Origin of the sequence: Streptomyces rhizoryzae (assembly GCF_023155275.1) — a bacterium.
Classification (GTDB): domain Bacteria; phylum Actinomycetota; class Actinomycetes; order Streptomycetales; family Streptomycetaceae; genus Streptomyces; species Streptomyces rhizoryzae.
Genome location: NZ_JALMUV010000043.1, coordinates 32,692 through 52,454 on the forward strand (window position 1 = coordinate 32,692; position 19,763 = coordinate 52,454).

17 protein-coding genes and 1 pseudogene are annotated in these 19,763 nt (G+C 73.4%); 11 read left to right on the forward strand and 7 right to left on the reverse strand.

Features of this window, described 5'->3' with window-relative positions:
• Positions 1-25 precede the first annotated feature (25 nt).
• Complete coding sequence (locus MUU72_RS27805; protein ID WP_248016191.1) at positions 26-1,315, reverse strand: amidohydrolase family protein; 1,290 nt, start codon at positions 1,313-1,315, stop codon at positions 26-28.
• Between the two features lie 863 nt (positions 1,316-2,178).
• Here MUU72_RS27805 and MUU72_RS27810 point away from each other — a divergent pair.
• From MUU72_RS27810 to MUU72_RS27820, 3 genes are all read left to right on the forward strand, one after another.
• Entirely contained in the window at positions 2,179-3,054 is an 876-nt protein-coding gene (locus MUU72_RS27810; protein ID WP_248016192.1) for an ATP-grasp domain-containing protein, read from the forward strand.
• Positions 3,051-3,968, forward strand: coding sequence for an ATP-grasp domain-containing protein (locus MUU72_RS27815; RefSeq protein WP_248016165.1), 918 nt, complete (start codon positions 3,051-3,053; stop codon positions 3,966-3,968). The genes MUU72_RS27810 and MUU72_RS27815 overlap by 4 nt, the downstream gene beginning before the upstream one ends.
• A 201-nt stretch (positions 3,969-4,169) precedes the next feature.
• Positions 4,170-6,815 (forward strand): terpene synthase family protein, encoded by a 2,646-nt coding sequence (locus MUU72_RS27820; RefSeq protein ID WP_248016166.1) that lies wholly within the window; start codon positions 4,170-4,172, stop codon positions 6,813-6,815.
• 39 nt (positions 6,816-6,854) lie between these two features.
• On the opposite strand, the gene MUU72_RS27825 is transcribed toward MUU72_RS27820, so the two are convergent.
• A complete protein-coding gene (locus MUU72_RS27825) occupies positions 6,855-7,589 on the reverse strand; it encodes an SDR family oxidoreductase (protein ID WP_248016167.1) in 735 nt (244 codons plus the stop codon).
• A 94-nt stretch (positions 7,590-7,683) separates the two neighbouring features.
• Entirely contained in the window at positions 7,684-8,190 is a 507-nt protein-coding gene (locus MUU72_RS27830; protein ID WP_248016168.1) for a nuclear transport factor 2 family protein, read from the reverse strand.
• A 123-nt stretch (positions 8,191-8,313) separates the two neighbouring features.
• Between MUU72_RS27830 and MUU72_RS27835 the strand changes: the two genes are divergently transcribed.
• Positions 8,314-9,219 (forward strand): LysR family transcriptional regulator, encoded by a 906-nt coding sequence (locus MUU72_RS27835; protein WP_248016169.1) that lies wholly within the window; start codon positions 8,314-8,316, stop codon positions 9,217-9,219.
• A gap of 35 nt (positions 9,220-9,254) precedes the next feature.
• On the opposite strand, the pseudogene MUU72_RS35940 reads toward MUU72_RS27835, so the two are convergent.
• Positions 9,255-9,887: pseudogene (locus tag MUU72_RS35940) on the reverse strand (MFS transporter); the annotation flags it as partial.
• Between the two features lie 6 nt (positions 9,888-9,893).
• On the opposite strand from MUU72_RS35940, the gene MUU72_RS27840 reads away from it, so the two are divergent.
• The 3 genes from MUU72_RS27840 to MUU72_RS27850 all read left to right on the forward strand — a co-directional run bounded on the left by MUU72_RS27840 (position 9,894) and on the right by MUU72_RS27850 (position 13,170).
• Positions 9,894-10,658 (forward strand): Lrp/AsnC family transcriptional regulator, encoded by a 765-nt coding sequence (locus MUU72_RS27840; protein ID WP_248016170.1) that lies wholly within the window; start codon positions 9,894-9,896, stop codon positions 10,656-10,658.
• Between the two features lie 233 nt (positions 10,659-10,891).
• Positions 10,892-11,068, forward strand: a complete 177-nt coding sequence (locus tag MUU72_RS27845) for a hypothetical protein (RefSeq protein ID WP_248016171.1) — start codon at positions 10,892-10,894, stop codon at positions 11,066-11,068.
• Positions 11,069-11,253: 185 nt separating this feature from the next.
• The gene (locus tag MUU72_RS27850) at positions 11,254-13,170 is read left to right on the forward strand and encodes an ABC transporter ATP-binding protein (RefSeq protein ID WP_372503267.1); all 1,917 of its coding nucleotides are present in this window, start codon (positions 11,254-11,256) and stop codon (positions 13,168-13,170) included.
• Positions 13,171-13,221: 51 nt separating this feature from the next.
• Here the strand turns inward: MUU72_RS27850 and MUU72_RS27855 are convergent, their stop codons facing one another.
• A complete protein-coding gene (locus tag MUU72_RS27855) occupies positions 13,222-13,683 on the reverse strand; it encodes a DoxX family protein (protein WP_248016172.1) in 462 nt (153 codons plus the stop codon).
• 337 nt (positions 13,684-14,020) lie between these two features.
• Here MUU72_RS27855 and MUU72_RS27860 point away from each other — a divergent pair, with 337 nt between their 5' ends.
• Both MUU72_RS27860 and MUU72_RS27865 read left to right on the forward strand, forming a co-directional pair.
• Entirely contained in the window at positions 14,021-15,256 is a 1,236-nt protein-coding gene (locus MUU72_RS27860) for an amidohydrolase family protein (RefSeq protein WP_248016194.1), read from the forward strand.
• Between the two features lie 69 nt (positions 15,257-15,325).
• Complete coding sequence (locus MUU72_RS27865; protein ID WP_248016173.1) at positions 15,326-16,249, forward strand: FkbM family methyltransferase; 924 nt, start codon at positions 15,326-15,328, stop codon at positions 16,247-16,249.
• A 60-nt stretch (positions 16,250-16,309) separates the two neighbouring features.
• On the opposite strand, the gene MUU72_RS27870 is transcribed toward MUU72_RS27865, so the two are convergent.
• Both MUU72_RS27870 and MUU72_RS27875 read right to left on the reverse strand, forming a co-directional pair.
• Positions 16,310-17,068: a glycosyltransferase family 2 protein gene (locus tag MUU72_RS27870; protein ID WP_248016174.1), complete on the reverse strand. Its 759-nt coding sequence runs from the start codon at positions 17,066-17,068 to the stop codon at positions 16,310-16,312.
• Positions 17,069-17,076: 8 nt separating this feature from the next.
• Positions 17,077-17,865, reverse strand: a complete 789-nt coding sequence (locus MUU72_RS27875) for a GntR family transcriptional regulator (RefSeq protein WP_248016195.1) — start codon at positions 17,863-17,865, stop codon at positions 17,077-17,079.
• 1,046 nt (positions 17,866-18,911) lie between these two features.
• Here MUU72_RS27875 and MUU72_RS35945 point away from each other — a divergent pair.
• Together MUU72_RS35945 and MUU72_RS27880 are read left to right on the forward strand one after the other, a co-directional pair.
• Positions 18,912-19,298 carry an SseB family protein gene (locus MUU72_RS35945; RefSeq protein WP_372503268.1) on the forward strand — a complete coding sequence of 129 codons (387 nt, stop codon included), beginning with the start codon at positions 18,912-18,914 and terminating at the stop codon, positions 19,296-19,298.
• Positions 19,298-19,747: a WXG100 family type VII secretion target gene (locus MUU72_RS27880; protein ID WP_248016175.1), complete on the forward strand. Its 450-nt coding sequence runs from the start codon at positions 19,298-19,300 to the stop codon at positions 19,745-19,747. The genes MUU72_RS35945 and MUU72_RS27880 overlap by 1 nt, the downstream gene beginning before the upstream one ends.
• Positions 19,748-19,763: the final 16 nt, after the last annotated feature.

The window sequence follows — 19,763 nt, forward strand, 5'->3', positions numbered from 1 at the left end:
CCCCGGCGACGTGCCCCGCCCGCTCCTATCGCGGCTCCACCCGCTGGATCCTGGCGCGCTCGACCACCCGCGGGCCGACCTCGGCCGCGCGGGCGACCAGCGCGTGCGCGTCCCAGTCGGTCGGCCAGCCCTCCCAGAGGCGGAGGCGGCCGCCCACCACCACGGCGCGGATCTGGTCGCGGTTGGCGAGCCGGACGAGTTCCCAGCGCAGGTCGTAGGAGGGGGTCAGCTCGGGGACGGCCAGGTCCACCAGGAGGTAGTCGGCGGCCTTGCCGGCGGCGACCTGCCCGGTGACGCGGCCCAGCCCGAGGGCGTCGGCGCCGCCCGCCGTGGCGTGCTCCAGCCACAGGCGCCCGGCGCCGCACACCGAGTCGCCCGAGGCCAGCCCGTACGCCAGCCGCTGCGCCGTCTCGGCCGCGTCGACCAGCCGGAAGCCGTCGCCGCGGGTGCCGTCCGTACCGGTGCCGAAGCGGACGCCGAGCGCGGCCAGCATGGTGGCGTGCGCGACGGCGTTGCCCTTCCAGGCGCTGGCCACCGGGTTGTAGCTGATCGCCGCGCCGCTGTCGGCCAGCTGCCGCATCTCGGTGGGGGTGAGCAGGGTGGCGTGCGCGCCCAGGGTGTACGGGCCGAGGGCGCCGAGGTGGTGGAGGTGCTCCACCGGGCGGCGGCCGACGCTCTTCAACGAGCGCTCCACGGAGGCCAGGTGCTCGTTGACGTGGATCTGGAAGACCGCCTCGGCCTCGGCGCAGAGGTCGGCGGTCCGCTTCAGGACGGTGCCGGTGGCGTCCTCGGGGACGGCGATGGCCAGCGACGGGTGGACCAGCGGGTGGCCGTCCCAGCGCGCCAGGTGGGCCGGGCCGCCGGTCCCGTCCGAGACGATCTTCCCCAGGACGCAGCGGATCCCGGCCTCCTCGGTGCCCTTGGCGACCGCCGCGACGTCGACCGGCGCGCGGGTCCCGGCGTCGGCGACGGTGGTGAAGCCGCCGCGCAGCGCCTCCAGCGCGGCGAGCTTCGCGGACAGGTAGGCGGTCTCCTCGTCGAGCGCGTGCTCCAGCGGTTCCCAGACGGTCTTGAAGATCTCCGACGGCTGGCCGAACGACTGGGCCTTGCCGAAGCTCTGGGTGAGGTGGTGGTGCGTGTCGACGAAGCCCGGCATCAGCAGGTGGCCGTCGAGGCGGACCGGCGCGGGGCCGTTGCGGTGCGCGGCCAGGAGGCGGGCGGCCGGGCCGACCTCCCGGAAGGTGCCGCGCTCGACGAGGACCGCGTGGTCGCGCACCGGGCCGTCCGGCAGCAGCACCACCTCGGGCAGGAGCAGCTGCCGGTCGCCGCCGAACTGGTCGGGCCGGGGCGGCCGGTGGGCCGCGGAACCGGGGCCGGTTCCGCGGGCCGCGGTGTACCCGCTGCCGGCGGCGTACGCGGGGCCGGCGGCCGGACCGCCGAGCAGGCCGCTCGCGCCGGCGCCGGTGAGCCCGGCCACGCCGGCCAGGAAGCCGCGCCGCCCGAAGCCGGAGCCCGCCGCGGGGGCGCCGCGCCCGGCCTCCGGGCCCGCCGCGCCCGGCCCGCCGCCCGCCTGGCCGCCGTCCACCGGGAGGCCACCCACCGGGGTGCCCTCCGGGGCGCCGCCCACTCCCGCGCCGCCCGCCTCCGCGGATCCCGGCCGCCCGCCGCCCGGACACCCGCCCCGGGACGACCCGGCCTCCTGACCCCGCCGCTCGTTCGCCAACCCGATCGCCTGCTTCCGTCGCCGCATACATAGCCGCGGCCGGGCCCGGAACCGGGCCGGCCGCGCTGGGTGGCCCGAACCCTAGGACCACCCACTAAGCGGAACAAGCCTTTCGACATGCGGGATTCGGCACGGTGGCGGGCCGGGTGGCGCAACCCCGGGCGGCCCGTTCCGCGTCCCAGCTCACGGCCTGTGCGCAGGCCCGGCCAGGTGGCGTAACGTCGCCGAAACACCGCATCCGGGCGGCGGTCCGGGCCACGGCAGGCGCCCCGGACCCCGCATGGGATCCTGGTGCGTCAGATTCCCGCCGGGCGGACAGGCCCGTACGGCGGCACGGGGTGGACGCCCGCCGGCGGTGGCGGGCGGGGCTGGCGATACAGGTGGACGTGCGGCGATACACGAGTGCGACGACGAGACTCTGCTTCCTGGTCGAGGAGCAGTACCGGCACGACGGCATGCCGCGGGACGTGATCGGCCAACTCCGCGCCTGGGGCCACCGGGTGGACGTCCTGTGGCCCGGCCGCTCCCTGATCCGGATGTCCGAACTGGCCGAGGCGGTGCGGACCGGCGGCCACGCCGCGTGGGTCCTCAAGACCGTCTCCGGCGGGCCCGGGCTGACCCTCCTGGAGGCCGCCGCCACCGCCGGGCTGACCACGGTCAACGACATCCGGGCGATCCGCGGCGTACGGGACAAGGCGCTCGCCGCGGCGATCGCCCGGGCCGGCGGGCTGCCGGTGCCGATGACCTACGCGGCGGTGCGCGCCGAGGAGTTCGCGGCGCTGCCGGAGACGGAGTTCCCGCTGGTGGTGAAGCCGGCCGACGGCAGCTCCGGGCGGGCGGTGCGGCTGGTGGAGCGGCCGGGGCAGCTGACCGCCGCGGCCGGCGGGGCACCGCCGGAGGCCGCCGGCAGCGGCATGCTGATCGCGCAGCCCTACGTCCCCAACTCCGGTACCGACCTGAAGGTCTACTGCGTCGCCGGTGAGCTCTACGCCACCGAGCGCAGTTCGCCGCTCCACCCCGGGCAGGCGGTACGGGAGCGGCAGGTGCCGCTGCCGCGCGAGGTCGCCCGGATCGCCACCGAGGTCGGCGCGGTCTTCGGCCTCGACCTGTACGGCGTCGATGTGCTGCTGGGGCCGGACGGCCCGGTGGTGGTCGACATCAACGACTTCCCGAGCTTCCGGCAGGTCCCGGACGCGGTCGCCCGGGTCTCCGCCGCCGTCCTGCGGCTGGCGCGCGGCGGCAGCGACCACGGCGCCGTGCCGGCCCTGCCGTTCATCGGCCACCAGCGCGGGCTCCGCCCGGCGGCGGAGGCGGTCGGGGGCGCGCTGTGACGGGCCGGGCGGCGCGGATCGGGATCATCAGCGCCGACCCCGGGCACCCGCTGCTCGCCGCGACCGCCGGGGTGCTGCGCGGACGCGGCCACCGGGTCTTCTTCCTCGGGCCGGAGGACGGTACGGAGGCGGCGGACCGCACGGGACCGGACGGCGGCGCCGGCGGGCCGCACGCCCCGCTCTCCCGGGACGCCCCGGGCTCCCCGCGCCCGTCCGGCGCACCGCTCGCCGACGTCTACCTCCTCAAGGCCCGTACGCCGCGGGCCCTGGCCCTGGCCGCCCGCCTGGAGGCCGCCGGCGCGCCGGTCGTCAATCCGGCCGCCGCGACGGCCCGTTGCCAGGACCGGGTGGCGATGGCGGAGACCGCCCGCGCGGCCGGTCTGCCGTTCGCCGCGACCGTCCGCCAGGCCGTCCTCGGCGAGCCCTGGGCCCCGGCGCCGGACACCCGCTTCCCCTTCGTCCTCAAGAGCCGGCACAGCCGCCGCGGCGACTTGGTGGCCCGCGTCGACACCCCCGGCCGGCTGGCCGGGCTGGCCGCCGCCCACCCCGGCGAGCCGGTGATCGTCCAGGAGTTCACCGCCAACGACGGCTGGGACCACAAGCTGTGGGTCGTCGGCGGACAGCTCTTCGCCGCCCGCCGCCGCTCCGAACTCTCCCCCGGCGGCCGCGGCCCGAACCTCCCCCTGCCCGCCGCCGGCCTCCCCGCCGGCTGGGCCGCCACCGCCCTGCGCACCGGCGCGGCCTTCGGCCTGGACGTCTACGGGGTGGACCTGCTCGACGCCGGCGACGGCACCCCGCTGATCGTGGACGTCAACGCCTTCCCCGGCATCCGCGGCCAGGCCGGCGCCCCGGAGGCACTGGCGGCCCTGGCCCTGCGCCGCGCCGCCGCACGGCCCGCACCCGCCCGCCCATAACCCGAACGCCCCGCGCCCCGCACCCCTTCCCCGTCAACTCAACCCGAAAGGGTGCCAGTTCAGGGGCGGTGCGACCGGATGAGCCTACGGCCGCGGGCCCCGGGGTAGGGCTGCGCCGTCAAAGGGGGTGCTTCGGCGCGCCCTCCTTCCGTACCGACGGTCCGTACGGGAGGCATCGGTACCGGGAGAGGCCCACCAACGGTGACGCAGTCACGATCGCAGTCCGCAGCGCAGCCCTTCACCCTGCCGCACTTCTACCTGCCGCATCCGGCCCGGCTGAACCCGCACCTGGAGGCCGCCCGGACGCACTCCAGGCAGTGGGCCCGGAAGATGGGCATGCTGGAGGGCTCCGGCATCTGGGAGGAGCGCGACCTCGACGCCCACGACTACGCGCTGCTCTGCGCCTACACCCACCCCGACGCCTCCGAGGAGGCGCTCAACCTCGTCACCGACTGGTACGTCTGGGTCTTCTTCTTCGACGACCACTTCCTGGAGACGTTCAAGCGCACCCTGGACCGGGAGGGCGGCAAGGCGTACCTCGACCGGCTGCCGGCGTTCATGCCGATGGACCTGTCCACGCCCGTCCCGGAGCCGGTCAACCAGGTGGAGGCCGGGCTCGCCGACCTGTGGGCGCGCACCGTGCCCGCGATGTCGCCGGACTGGCGCGCCCGTTTCGCGGAGAGCACCGAGCACCTGCTCAACGAGTCCCTCTGGGAACTCTCCAACATCAACATCAACCGCATCCCCAACCCCGTCGAGTACATCGAGATGCGCCGGAAGGTGGGCGGCGCGCCCTGGTCGGCCGGGCTGGTCGAGTACGCCACCGGCGCCGAGGTCCCGGCCGCGGTCGCCGCCTCCCGCCCGCTCCGCGTCCTGAAGGACACCTTCTCCGACGGCGTCCACCTGCGGAACGACCTCTTCTCCTACCAGCGGGAGACCGAGGACGAGGGCGAGCTGAGCAACGGCGTGCTGGTGCTGGAGACGTTCCTGGACTGCACCACCCAGCAGGCCGCGGACGCGGTCAACGACCTGATCACCTCCCGGCTCCAGCAGTTCGAGGACACCGTCCTGACCGAGCTGCCGGCGCTCTTCGCCGACACCGGCCTGGACCCGGCCGGCTGCGCCGCGGTGCTCGCCTACGCCAAGGGCCTCCAGGACTGGCAGTCCGGCGGCCACGAGTGGCACATGCGCTCCAGCCGCTACATGAACGGCGGCGGTGCGGGCGCGCCCGGCGCCGCCACGGCCGCCTGGTCACCGACGGCCTTCGGCGGCCCGGGCACCGGGGGCCTGGCCGCCCTGGCCACCGGGGTGCCGGGCCTGGGCACCTCGGCCGCGGACCTGCCGTCCCTCCTGGCCACCGGCACCCGCCAGCGGCTCCGCCGCCGCACCCACGTCCCCCACCGGAAGGTCGGCCCGTCCCGACTTCCGCCCTTCCCCATGCCGTTCACCACCACCCTCAGCCCCCACCTCGCGGCGGCCCGCCGCAACGTCGTCACCTGGGCGCACCGGATGGGCATGCTGCGCCCGCAGCCGGGCGTACCGCTCTCCGACATCTGGGACGAGGACGCGCTGATCCGCTTCGACTTCGCGCTGTGCGCGGCCGGCCTCCAGCCGGACGCCACCCCCGACCAGCTCGACCTGAGCACCCAGTGGCTGACCTGGGGCACCTACGCCGACGACTACTACCCGGCGGTCTTCGGCCGGACCCGGGACGTGCCGGGCGCGGTGGCCACCACCAAGCGGCTGTCCACCCTGATGCCGCTGGACGCCGCCACCCCGGCCCCGGAGCCGGCCAACGCCCTCGAACGCGCCCTGGCCGACCTCTGGGCCCGGACGTCCGGCCCGCTGGCCCCGGACGCCCGCCGGTCCTTCAAGCAGGCCGTGGACACCATGACCGCCAGCTGGCTCTGGGAGCTGGACAACCAGGTCCAGCACCGCATCCCGGACCCGGTCGACTACGTCGAGATGCGCCGCGCCACCTTCGGCTCCGACCTGACCATGAGCCTGAGCCGGCTCGGCCACGGCCGCCGGGTCCCGCCGGAGATCTACCGCAGCGGCCCGATGCGCTCCCTGGAGAACGCCGCCGCCGACTACGCCTGCCTGCTCAACGACGTCTTCTCGTACCAGAAGGAGATCGAGTACGAGGGCGAGGTGCACAACGCCCTCCTGGTCGTGCAGAACTTCTTCGACTGCGACTACCCGGCCGCGCTGGGCATCGTCCACGACCTGATGACCTCCCGCATGCGCGAGTTCCAGCACGTCGCTGCCACCCAACTCCCCATCCTCTACGACGACTTCAAGCTCGCCGCCGACGCCCGCGCCACCCTCGACGGCTACGTGCGCGAACTGGAGAACTGGCTCGCCGGCATCCTCACCTGGCACCGTGAATGCCGCCGCTACCGCACCCAGTACCTCCGCCACCAGCCCGGCACCCCGGGCTGGCTCCCGGGCCCGACGGGGCTGGGCACGGCCTCGCTCGGGGTCGCGGGGCTCCGGGGTGGCGGGGCGGTAGGGGCGGGCGGCCCCGGCCGGCTGGAAAACCGGGGCCGCCGCTGCAAGGGTGCGCGTACGCGGTGGTGGCGCGGCCGGTCGCTGCGGGGCTGGAGGTGGCGGCGTGACGCGGGGGCCGGCGCTCGGGACGCCGGGGGTCTGGTGGGAGCGGGTGGTGTACCGGTCGCCGGACGCGGACGCGGACGCCGTCGCGTCGTGGGCGACGCTCGCGGTGGACAGCCCGGCGCGGGCGGCGCGGGCGATCGGGGCGGACGCGCGGCGGCTGGCCGGCGGGTTGACCGGGCGGGCGCGGTGGCGGGCCGTGAGAGAGGTGGCGGGCGGCGGGCGGGTGGGTAGCCGGCGGGGGCCGGCGCGCGGGCCCTCGGCCCCGCTGGATCAGCCGGTGAGCCAGTCGCGGTAGCGCGTGCGGGTGAGGTGCGTGCCGTCCCTCGCGGTGAGGGCGTTGGCGGGGGCGGTGGCGAAGGGGCCCGCGGTGGGGTCGGTGCGGACGGTGCGGCGGTCGCCACGGGCGGCGAGGGTGATCCTGGCGAGGTCGTCCAGGGGGAAGACCTCGGGGCCGGCGATGTCGCGGACGCCATGGAGGGGGCGGCCGGCGGCGAGGGCGGCGACCGCGCGGGCGGCGTCGTCGGCGGCCACGGGCTGAAGCAGCGTGGTGGGCAGCCGGACGGTGCCGCGCTCCGTCGTCCAGGACATGATCTCGTCGACGTACTCGAAGAACTGGGTGGCGCGGACGAGGGAGTACGGGACCGGCCCGGTCGCGTACAGCTCCTCCTGGAGGACCTTGGCCCGGTAGTAGCCGAGGCCGGGCACCCGGTCCACGCCGACGATGGACAGCAGGACGGCGTGGCGGACGCCGGCGTCCCGGGCGGCGGCGAGGAGGTTGCCGGTGGCCGTCCGGAAGAAGTCGGCGGAGGCGTCGTCGGCGGTGGGTGACTGGGTCGCGTCGATGACGGTGTCGGCGCCGGCGAGTGCCGGGGCGAGGCCCTCGCCTGTCAGGAGGTCCACGCCGGTGGAGCGCGCGTGGGGTGTCGCGTCGTGGCCGGCCGCCGTGAGGGCCGCCACGATCCGGGCGCCGATCAGTCCGGTGCCGCCGAGCACAGCGCATTTCATGTCGAGTCGGGCCTTTCGGGGGAGGGAGGGGATCTCCAGGGCCGGTGGTCGGATGGGCGGCGGGAGGGCCCTGGTGTGGTCCCGCGGGCGGAGATCAGCCGAAGATCGCGGTGGGGTCGCCGGTGTACCAGGTGTTGTCGATGCGGAGCCGGCGGATGACCCAGCGGTCGCCGTCGCGGACCAGATCGACGGCGTAGGGGTTCTTCAGCAGCGCGTGGGTGGCGGGGTCGGCGATGAGCAGGTGCTGGGCCTCCACCAGGGCGGTGAGCCGGGCGGTGTCGCCGTCGACGGCGATCCGGGTGTTGGTGATCTGGTGGGTGGTGTCCACCCGGCCGGTGAACATGGCCAGGATGGTGGTGACGATGGTGTCCCGCCCGGTCATCAGCGGCGGCCGGGCCCCCCACTTGGCGGCGGCCGGGCGGAAGTCCAGTTCGGCGTCGGGGGCGAAGGCCGAGGCGAACAGCTCCTGGTCCTTGAGGTCCTGGCCCAGTCCGAAGCGGTACAGGGCATCGGTGATCTCCGCCCGGTCCCGGAGTTCCGCGGCGACCGCGGCGGTGTCGTGCGCGGGGGCGGCCAGGGCGCGGTCGTGGGTGACGTACATGATGTCCTCCTGTGCAGGTGAGGCGGTTTCCCGATGGCTTCGATCCTGCTGCGGCCCGGAGGGGGCATCAACGCGCTTCCGGGCAACGGCCGTTAAGCGTCGGTTAACGAAGGGAGGGGCGGGATGCTGGAGCGACACGAGCTGGAGGCGTTCCTGACGCTCGCCGAGGAGCTGCATTTCGGCCGCACCGCCGGGCGGCTGCACGTGTCCACGGCCCGGATCAGCCAGACCATCGCCAAACTGGAGCGCCGCGTCGGCGTCCCGCTGTTCCACCGCACCAGCCGCAGGGTGGAGCTGTCCCTGGTGGGCCGGCAGCTGTACGAGGAGATACGCCCCGCCTGGTCCCGGATCACCGACGCGGTCGAGCGGGCGGTCGACGCCGGGCGGGGTCTGACCGGGCTGCTGCGGGTCGCTTTCCACGGGCCGGCCGCGGGCCAGTTGCTGGTCGGGGCCGCGCAGGCGTTCCGCGCCCGGCACCCCGACTGCGAGGTCAGACTCCAGGAAGCACGCCTGCCGGACATCCTGCCGTGGCTGCGCGAGGGCGAGGTGGACATCGCGCTGACCTGCCAGCCGAGGGACGAGGAGGGCACCGTGCGGGGGCCGGTCCTGGTACGCGAGGCGCGGATGCTCGCGGTACCGGCCGGGCACCCGTTCGCCCGCCGTACCACCGTCTCCGTGAAGGACCTGGCCCGGGTGACCGTGCTGCGGATTCCCGGGACGCCGCCGGAATCCCCGCACGAGGACCGCACGCCGCGCCGGACGGCCGCGGGGTGGCCCCTCACCCCCGGTCCGCCGGCCATGACGTTCAACGAGGTGCTCACGCGCGTGGGCGCCGGGGAAGGCGTCTTCGCCGTCGGCGCCCACGCACGGCGCTACTTCGCCCGTCCCGACGTCGCCTATGTCCCTTTCGAGGACGCCGCGCCGGTGGAATGGAGCCTGGTGTGGCCCGCCGACGGCGCGACGGCCCGGGTCCGCGCCTTCGGTGAGGCGGCACTCGGCCTGGTCCAGGAGACCGCACCGGCCCCGTAGCCGGCCTCGGCGGGGGAGGTGCCCAGGAAGACCGGGTTGGCGACCAGCAGGCCGAGCATGCACGAGCTGAAGGTGAGGGTGACGGCGGAGACCACCACGACGTTGCGGCGGCGGAAGAGCCGGACGTCCATCACCGGCTCGGCGGTGCGGAGTTCGACCCGTACCCAGACCGCGGTGACGGCGAGGCCGCCGAGGAGGCTGCCGAGCGTCCGGGACGACGTCCACGCCCAGCCCGGCGAGCCGCCCTGGCCCAGTGCGAGCATGACGGCGACCAGCCCGGTGCACAGCAGCAGCGCGCCCAGCCAGTCGGTGCGGCCGCCGGGGCGCTCGCCGCTCTCCGGCAGCAGCGGCCAGGTGGCCGCCAGGGCGAGCGCCACCGCGCAGGCCGGGACCCACAGGGCGGCGGTGGGCCGGGCCACGAACTGGGCGATCAGCCCGCTGGCGACCGTACCGAGCGCGAGCCCGGCGACCAGTGCCGCGACCATCACGCTGATCCCGCGGCGGTTCTGCCCGGCACTCCCGCGGTTGCGCAGGATGCCCACCAGCAGCGGGAAGAAGCCGGCGAACGCGCCCTGGAGCACCGAGCCGGCCAGCAGCAGCCCGAAGGAGCGGCTGACGCCGACCAGGACCGAGCCGGCGAGGACCAGGGCGAGGTTCCAGCGCAGCACCCGCCGGTGCCCGTGCAGATCGCCGAGCCGGGACAGGACGGGGGTGAAGAGGCGGTCGCCGAGATGATCGTGCCCGGCCCCGACCAGCTGCTCTCCCTCGTCGACGGGCCGATCGCCCGCATCCCCGGCGTCACCGGCATCCACACCGCGGTGGTGCTGCGGCTGCTGCTGACCGCCAACGACTGGGACCCGTACGGCGGCGAGCCCACGCCAGCCCGGCGGCGGGTCGCGGAGGGCGGCCCGCCGCCCCCGGTGCCCCCGGTCGACGACCTCGACCGGCGCCTGGTGGCCCTGCTGGAGCGCGACGCCCGCGCCCCCATGACCCGGCTCGCCCAGGAGCTGTGCGTCGGCGAGACCACCGCCCGCCGCCGGCTCGCCCGGCTGATGGACTCGCACGTCCTGCACCTGCGGCTGTACGCCGAACCGGCGGTCCTGGGCTTCCCGGTCGAGGCCCGCTTCCGGCTCACCGTCGCGCACCGCTGCCTGGACGCCGCGGTGCGCCGGCTGGCCGGGGAACCGGAGGCCCGCCACCTCGTCGTCACCACCGGCCCCAGCAATGTGCAGGGCTATTCCAGCCACCGCTCCGCCCAGGAGCTGCACGCGTTCACCGCCCGGGTCTTCGCCCGACTCGACGGTGTCACCGGCGCGGAGGCGGCCCTGCTGCTGCGGACGTACAAGCGGGCGGGGGTGGCGGCGGAGCCGGGCGGGGTGTCCCGGCCGCCGTATCCGGCGGGTCCGGCCGGTGCGGCGGGGGAGACCGCGATCAGGTGAGCGGGCCGGGACCGCCGGCGACCGGTGGCGCACCCACGGTGACCTGTCCGTTTTGCCTGAATTTTCACGCAAACCCCTTGTTGGTCTCATGTGCCCGTCGTAGGGTCGGAATTGCCGTGGTTTCCGGTCCGCCGACACGCCCCACCAGGAGCGGCCGGACGGGCACACCGAATCGCCACCGGAGAACGGTCCGGAGAAGACCGCGGCGAAGCCCGATACAGCAGGAGGAGAAGATGACCTTCAAGGTGTTCTTCCCCCGCAGCCGCAGGAACGACCGCAGCCGCCACGGTGGTGGCGACTGGGGCGACGGCGACTACGGGCACGGACACGGGGACGACTACGGCGGCCGCGGAGGCGACTACGGTGGCCGTGGCGGACGTGGCGACTTCGTCATCATCGGCAGGTTCTGACCTCCGTTGACGGTCCGTGACGTGCCGGCCCTCGCCGGCCGGACGCGTCCCTCCGTCCGAAGGCGCCTCACGCGGCGCCGAAACCATCAGACATCACCGACCCCTGATACGGACCTGACCCACACAGCGGGGCGCCGCGCAGCCAAGCGCGAACCGCCTCGTGGGCAGGTCCGTTCCTGACGACCATGGACCTGCGCAGCAGCCGCCGCAACCGCGGCCCGGACCCGGCCACCCGCACCGCCCCGCCCCCGCCGGCGGACCAGGCGCCACGGGCGCCGGCCCCCCGCCAACTCCCGGCCCCCGCAGCCTCTTCCCCTGCCGCCCCGCTGCCCGCCGACACGCCGATCCTGACCCGCCACGTCGGCCCCGTGGAGGCGTTCCACCGCTTCTGGCCGCTGACCCGCGGCGACCGCCGCTGGATGCTGCTGGTCGGCCTGTGCGCCGTCGTGGCGGCCCTGGCCGAGACCGCCGCGATCCTGCTCTTCGCCCAACTCACCGACCACGCCCTCAAGGAGGGCTCGGTCAGCGCCTTCTGGTCCCCGGCCGGCAAGTGGCTCGCGGTCGCCGTCATCGGCGCCCTCGTCGGCTACCTCGGCAACTCCCTCGCCGCCTGGACCGCCGAACGCTTCCTGCTGCGCCTGCGCGCCCGCGTCTTCACCCACCTCCAGACGCTGCCGCCGCACTTCTTCCAGCGCAACCGCCGCGGCGACCTCGTCGAACGGCTCACCGGCGACGTCGACGCCATCGAACGCCTCGTGGTCAGCGGCCTGGTGGGCGCCTGCGCGGCCCTCTTCGCCACCCTCTTCTACGGCGCCGCCGCCCTGTGGATCCGCTGGGAACTGGCGCTGGCCACCTTCGTCGCCGCCCCCCTCTTCTTCGCCGCCACCCGCCGCTTCACCGGCCGGCTGCGCGAGGTCTCCCGCCGCCAGCGCGCCGCCGACGGCGCACTCACCTCCGTCGTCGAGGAAACCCTCGTCAACGTCGTCCTCACCCAGGCGTACAACCGCCAGCGCGACGAGGAGGAGCGCCTGGGCCGGGAGGCCCTCCGGTGGCTGCGCGCCTCCGTGGCCAGCGCCCGCCTCAACGCCCTCTACGACCAGCTCATCGAGATCCTGGAGACCCTGTGCGTGCTGGCCATCATCGGCCTGGGCGCCTGGGAGATCTCGGCCGGCCGGATGTCCCTGGGCCAGCTCCTGGCGTTCGCCGCCTTCATCGGCTACCTGTACCCGCCGATCCGCTCCCTGGGCCGCCTGGGCCTGACCGCCACCGCCGCGACCGCCGCCGCCGACCGCCTGCTGGAGATCCTCGACGCCCGCCCGGCCGTCGCCGACCCGCCGCCGTCCCGCACCACCCCCTTCCCGCACCGCGCCCTCGGCGCCCTGGAGGCCCGCCAGGTCACCTTCCGCTACCCCGGCTCCCCCCACCCCGCCCTCACCTCCCTGTCCTTCACCGCCGAACCGGGCCAGTTCCTGGTCATCACCGGCCCCAGCGGCGCCGGCAAGTCCACCCTCGCCGCGCTCCTGCTGCGCTTCTACGACCCCGACGCCGGCACCCTCCGCCTCGACGGCATCCCGCTCGACCGCCTCTCCCTGGCCGACCTGCGCCGCAACATCACCCTCCTGCCCCAGGAGACGCTCGTCCTGCACGACACCATCGAGCGCAACATCGCCTGCGGCCGCGAGGACCCCGCCCCCACCCACCACGAGGTCGTCCGCGCCGCACAGGCCGCCGACGCCCACACCTTCGTCTCCGCCCTCCCGGACGGCTACGACACGGTCATCGCCCCCGCCACCGCCGCCCTCTCCGGCGGCCAGCTCCAGCGCGTCGCCATCGCCCGCGCGATGCTCCGCGACGCCCCCGTCCTCCTCCTCGACGAGCCCACCACCGGCCTCGACACCCTCGCCGCCCAGCGCATCCTGGCCCCACTCCACCGCCTCGCCGCCGGCCGCACCACCCTCGTCATCACCCACGACCTCGACCTGGCCACCACCGCCGACCGCATCCTCGTCCTCGACGAAGGCCACCTCACCGAATCCGGCACCCACCCCCAGCTCCTCGCCCGCGGCGGGCTCTATGCGGAACTCTTCGAGGGTGGGGCGTAGGGGCGGAGGCCGGGGGTGCCCCTGGGCCGCCCTGCCCCCTCCCCCTGCCGCTCACCCCGCCGCCGCCCCGAACACCCCCAGAACCGCGTCCAGCGACCAGTTCTGCCAGCTCACCGTGGCGAAGCCGACCGCGGATATCAGCGCCATCATCAGGTTCTGGCCCTGCTCCGCCCAGTCGTGGATCATCAGCGCCAGGTAGATCAGGTTGAGCACCAGCCCCGCGGCCAGGGCGACCGGCGTCAGCAGTCCGGTGACCAGGCCGAGCCCCAGCGCCAGCTCCGCATGGGCGACGACGTGCGCCATCAGCCGCGGCCGGGGCCGGACGATCCGGTCGAAGCCCGTCCGCACCACCGGCCAGCGGTGTTCCGCCGCGATCCCCGCGGCCCACCGGATCCCCCCGCCGGCGAACCAGGTCTTCTTGTCCTTGTGCCGCCAGCTCTCCAGCCACCACAGCCCGAGGCCGATGCGGAGGACGGCGGCCCACTCGGCGCCGGTGAGCCAGATCGTGTGCATACCGCTGCCCCTCTCGTCCCGGCGTCGTCCGCCGGCCCGCACAAATCTGATGGACCGTCAGTTCAGCGGACGCACCCGAGCGGCGCAAGGGGCCGGGGAGGGGGAGGGGGGCGGATGAGGGAAGGGGCGGCAGGGAGTGCCGTGGGGGGGCGCCCCGCGCCGACTTTCCGCCCCTCCTTCCCTTGTGGTCGCAAGGGTGAACTCCTACCCTCCGCACGTAAGAACTGATGGCCCGTCAGCTTCATTCGGTACCGGCGTGACGCACCGGCACGGCAGTTGGGGGTACAGCGTGACCAGCGGCAACACCAGCACCAGCGGCACCGCCGAGCGCCCGGAGATCACCGAGCCTCCGGAGAGGACCGGGCATCCGGAGGCCGCCGGGCTCCCGAAGATCATCAGCGTGGACGACCACGTGATCGAGCCGGCCCACCTCTTCGAGACCTGGCTGCCGCGCAAGTACCGGGACCGCGGCCCGAAGCCGTTCACCGCCGGCATCGGCGAACTGGCCTACGTGGGCGGGAAGTACCGCTTCACCACCGACCCGGAAGGCCAGATCACCGACTGGTGGGAGTACGAGGGGCTGCTCTTCCCGTACAAGCGCATCATCGCCGCCGTCGGCTTCTCCCGCGACGAGATGACGCTCGACGGCATCACCCGGGAGCAGATGCGCCGCGGCTGCTGGGACCCGGCGGCGCGCCTGGCGGACATGGACGTCAACCACGTCGAGGCGTCCCTCTGCTTCCCGACCTTCCCGCGCTTCTGCGGCCAGACCTTCGCCGAGGCCGACGACAAGGAGGTCGCGCTGGCCTGCGTGCGGGCGTACAACGACTGGATGGTGGAGGAGTGGTGCGGGGACAGCGGCGGCCGGCTGATCCCGCTGTGCCTGATCCCGCTGTGGGACGTCGGGCTCGCGGTCGCGGAGATCCGCCGCAACGCCGCCCGCGGCGTCCGCGCGGTCACCTTCAGCGAGATCCCCACCTACCTGGGGCTGCCGTCGATCCACTCCGGCTACTGGGACCCGTTCTTCGCGGCCTGCGAGGAGACCGGGACGGTGGTGAACATGCACATCGGGTCGTCGTCGCAGATGCCGGCCGCCTCCCCGGACGCCCCGCCCGCCGTCCAGGCGTCGCTGAGCTTCAACAACGCCATGGCCTCGATGATGGACTTCCTCTTCAGCGGGGTGCTGGTGCGGTTCCCGCGGCTCAAACTCGCCTACAGCGAGGGCCAGATGGGCTGGATCCCGTACGCGCTGGAGCGGGCCGACGACGTCTGGGCGGAGCACCGCGCCTGGGGCGGGGTCAAGGACCTGGTCCCCGAACCGCCCTCCACCTACTACTACCGCCAGATCTTCTGCTGCTTCTTCCGGGACCGGCACGGCATCGAGGCCATCGAGACCGTCGGCGTGGACAACGCCACCTTCGAGACCGACTACCCGCACGTCGACTCGACCTGGCCGCACACCGCGCAGGTGGCGGCCGACCACGTCGGCCACCTCCCGGCGGACACGGCCTACAAACTCCTCCGCGGCAACGCCATCCGCATGCTGGACCTGCCGTTCGACCGCGGGCGGTGACCCGCTCCGCGCAGTGCCCGGCTCGCGGTGGACCACTGCGGTTCCGACAGCTCCCGGAGAGGCAGGCGGATGTCCGCTCCCGTGGTGGAGGCCCTGGTGACCCTCGGGCGCCGGTACGTACGGGGCGCCCCCGTGCCGGTCGGCAAGGCCCTGCTCGCGGGCCGCGTGCTGTCCCCGCGCCTGAGGGAGCACCCCCGCCGGCGGGTGACCGGAACGCGCTTCGGCGTCCGGGTCGCCGTCGACACCCGTGACCTCATCCAGCGGTACCTCTACCTGTTCGGGGTCTGGGAGCCGCATATGACCCGCTGGCTCCGGCGGCGTCTGCGCCCCGGGGACACGTACGTCGACGTGGGTGCCAACATCGGCTACCACACCCTCCTCGCCGCCCACCTCGTAGGGGAGGGAGGCCATGTGGTCGCCATCGAGGCATCGCCGGCACTCCACCGGCACCTCCTGCGGAACGTCGCGCTCAACGAGTTCCGCAACGTCCGCGCAGTCAACCGCGCCGTCTCGGACACCGACGAAATCCTGTCGTTCGTGCTCGCGAGTTCCGCGAACACGGGCGCGAACAGCATCGTCCCGTACGTCGGGCCGGCCGAGGCGGCGTTCGACATCGCGGCACGGCCGCTGCCGGCTCTCCTCGCGGAGGGAGAGATCACACGGGCCCGCGTGATCAAGATCGATGTCGAAGGGGCCGAGGGGAGCGTGGTGCGCGGCATGAGGCCGATGCTTCCCCGGCTCCGCCCGGACGCCGAGATCACGGTGGAGGTCGCCCCCGCGCGGATGGCGCGGCTCGGTGACTCCGCCGGGGAGCTCATGGAAACGATGCGGGCCCACGGCTTCCACGCGTACCGGCTCGTCAACGCCTACACGCCCGAGAGCTATGCGGCAGCGCTCCGCGGCACGGCCCGGGTGCCGGAGCGGCTGAGGGGCCCCGTCACGGGCGAGAACGATCTGGTCTTCTCGAAGATCGACGCGGACAGCCTGCCCTGACGTGCTCCCCGGACCCACTCCCCAGCCCCGGAGCGGCCCGGCCCGGCCGCGAGCCCCCGTTCAGCCGCCGGCGGGGTAGTGCCAGGGGAGGGCTGCCAGTGCCTCGGCCCGGGCCTGGACGACCGCCGTGCGCGCGTCGCGCTCGGCGGCCTCCGAGTGCGACGGCTGACTAGTGACCTGCCCGGGCCACTTGCGGTACAGCAACCCCACTTCGGCGGAGAACCAGCCGCGGCTCGTCGCATCCAGGGCCATCAGCAGCCCGGTGTCCTCTGACGCCGGCAGCGCCATCCAGCCGCCCAGGGCGAGGAGCAGGCCCTTGCGGACGAAGAGCGTCGCCGGGTGCACCGGGGCGCGGAAGCCGTGCGCCTTCCAGTACTCCAGGACCGTACCGCGCTCGATCGCGCCGGGCTCCGGGTCACCCGGGAAGCCGGCGGTCGACCCGTCCGGCAGCAGGTCGAGCACGCGCGAGGTCGCCCATCCGATCGACGCGTCGGCTTCGAGTGCGGCCAGATCACGGGCCAGCACTCCGGGAGCCAGCTGGTCGTCGGCGTCCAGCACCTTGACGTAGTCGCCGTCCGCGTGGGCCATGGCCATCATGCGCGCGGTGCCGGGCCCACCCGGCCGCCCCTGGCGGAATGTCACCCGCTCGTCGTCCGGGACGAACGGAGCGACCTGGTCGGTCTTGCCGTCCTCCTGGACGACCCAGCGCCACTCCCATCCGGCGGGAAGCCGCTGCGCGCACAGCGACTCGTACGCCTCCGGCAGGAAACGCGCCGACGGCGCGTGCACTGCGGTGACGACGATGATGCGCCGGCTCACGACAGCACTCACCACCTTTCCAGGGGAGTGGTGAAGAACAGTTCCGTGCGATCGCCGGCCAGCGTCACGTCGGAGATCTCCACGGCGCGGTCGTCGGTGTCGTAGGAGATCTTGCGGAGGACGATGACCGACGTCCCGGGCGGCAGCTCCAGCTCCTCTGCCTCTTCGGGCGTCGGCGGACGCGCGGTGATGCGCTCCTCGATGCGATCGAGTTCGATCCCTATCGTCAGGAGCTGGTTCTGGGTGCCTCCGGGCCAGGGCTCCTTCGCCTCGTCCAGCAGGTCCGGGTTCACCGCGACCGTCTCGCGCACCAGATAGGAGCTGACGAGGGCGAAGGGAGCGGTCTCCGCCGCGTACCGCGTCCGGTAGACGCGCTCGACGAGGGGCGTGCCCTCGGGGACGCCGAACGCCTCCGCCAGGGACGCGTCCGCCGTGGCCTCACCGTAGGAGATGCGGAAGACCAGATCGTCCACCTGGAGGCCGGTGTCGTGCTCCGTGGCCCCGGATTGCAGACGCGTCCACTCGGTCTCGTGAGCCCGGTCCTTCTCCCACTGGTAGCGCAGGTTCGCGCGGCGTACCCGGGTGCGCGGTCTCCGGACGAAGGTGCCGCGGCCGTGCTGCTTCTCGATCAGCCCTTCGTCCCGCAGGAGCCGCAGCGCCTCGCGGACGGTCGGAACGCTCTTCCCGTGCTGCTCCGCCAAGGCGGTCTCGGCCGGGAGCCGGTCGCCCGGCCCCAGGTGACCGGCCCGGATGGCCGCTCGCAGTGAGTTCGCGATCTTCTCGTACGCCTTACCCATCTGGTGCTCACCGCTCCCGTCCGGACACGCTGCCAGCATAGGGCCGACTCCTCAAGAGGACCTGATGATTGCCGCACGGCCGGGTGACGCCCGTCTCACCCCTGCGACCACCGTTGTGCGCCAAGGCTCCGGGCCGCCGCTTCGCCGAGCGGTCGATCAGGCCGGAGAAACGCCAGAGGGCCGGACCGCTGTCGCGGTCCGGCCCTCTGGACCGGCGGAGGATACGAGATTCGAACTCGTGAGGGGTTGCCCCCAACACGCTTTCCAAATGTTCGTACGGGGGTTCGGGGCGGGACGTGGGTGTTCTGACCTGTGGCTTCTTGCTTGGGGGAGAGCATGTCGAACAGGGCTGGACGGGGGCGAATGAGACCAGAACTGAGACCAGAGATCCGCCGGTCGTCGCTGGTCAGCGCCCCTTGGACGGCCCGCGAGACCTCAGCCGGGAGCGGCTGGCGGACCAGCTATGTCGTGCTCTCTGGGTCGGTAGGGGACCGGAGAGTTCGCTGGTGCTGTCATGAACCGGCGAGCCTTTCAGGCTGGTGGTGACGGTGTCTTTCGCCGCAGCTTGCGGGTCTGATGCGCCTCAGATCCCGCGCCGGTGGCTTAAAAGCCCTACCCGGAGCATGATGAGTCGTGATGATTGGTGCTTCGTTGCCTTTTTTCCACCGGTTGGGCAGAGGCGGTCATGCTCCGTGATCCATCTGCGGACGCCCCTTCGGGGGGCGTCCGCTCACGCATCGCTCACGCACGGCAAGACAGCTGACCTGGCGTTTCGACGCGGTGGCTTTCGAGAAGGCATCGCAGATGATGGCAGCAGCAGGTGGCCACTCTGTCGGTGTTGCCTTCTGTTGCCCGTAGCAGCTGGGGCTTCGACACACCGGACCACACCTCCGGAGCAGGGCCAGCCACCCAGTCGAACTTCCGCCCTCGCGTCTCGTCTATTCGCCTGTCGCTGCCTGTCTGACCTCGCCGCAGTGCAAGGACGGTCAGCAGCTGTCTGAGATGCATGTTGCATGCTGCTGTTGCCCTGTGTAAGGGTCCAGATCATGCATGTAGACGGGGGCGGAACACCTAGCGCGACCAGCGCATCTTTGCCGGAGAAGGCGGCTGAGTTCGCTGCCGGGGAGTGTACGAGTGCAGAGTTCGCCGCGGCATTCTCACGGGCTGAGCTGTTCTTCCAACGGCCGGAGCGGCCCGGCTTCCTTGCTGTCGCTGACCCCACCGGAGGCGATGGAGGCGTGATTCCGGTCTTCTCCTCTCTTGTGGAGTTGGCCCGTTACGCCGGTGTGTGCGCATGGGCTTCCGCACCGGGCGCAGATCTGGCCGAGCTGGCGCCTTCCGGATACCGGTTCATATTGGATGCGATGGGACCGCACCCGCAGTTCTTCGACCCCGCACCGGGAACTCCTCGCGGTAGCCAACAGGGGGCCTGATGGGCGACGGTGCGGACTACAAGGTTGAGATCGATTCCTTGGCGCGAGTGCTTATCCCGCTGGTCGACTCGGTGGCAGCGGCCAAGCGCATCAAGAACGAGAAGGACGAGCTTCAGGCATACCTTAAGGACCCGGGCGCGGAAGACGTGCGCGACAGCGGGCAGACATTCCTGGAGCAGTGGGGCTATGGCATGGGTCAGCTGGCGCAGTACGCCGAGGAGATCGTGACGAAACTAAACCAGACGATCGAGGCGTACGAGGCGGCGGAGCAGTACGGCGTCAAGGGTTTCAAGCCGAGCGAAGACAATCTGTCGATGATGCCGAGCGAGGGCCTGGGAAAGAAGGTCTTCCAAGGTCAGCAGCTTATGCGCGGGGACAAGCCGCCATCGGACGCGCCCAGCGGCATCGATGACGCCCAACGGGACTTTGAAGACTGGGCATTTGGATAACGTGGAAAACCTCGGG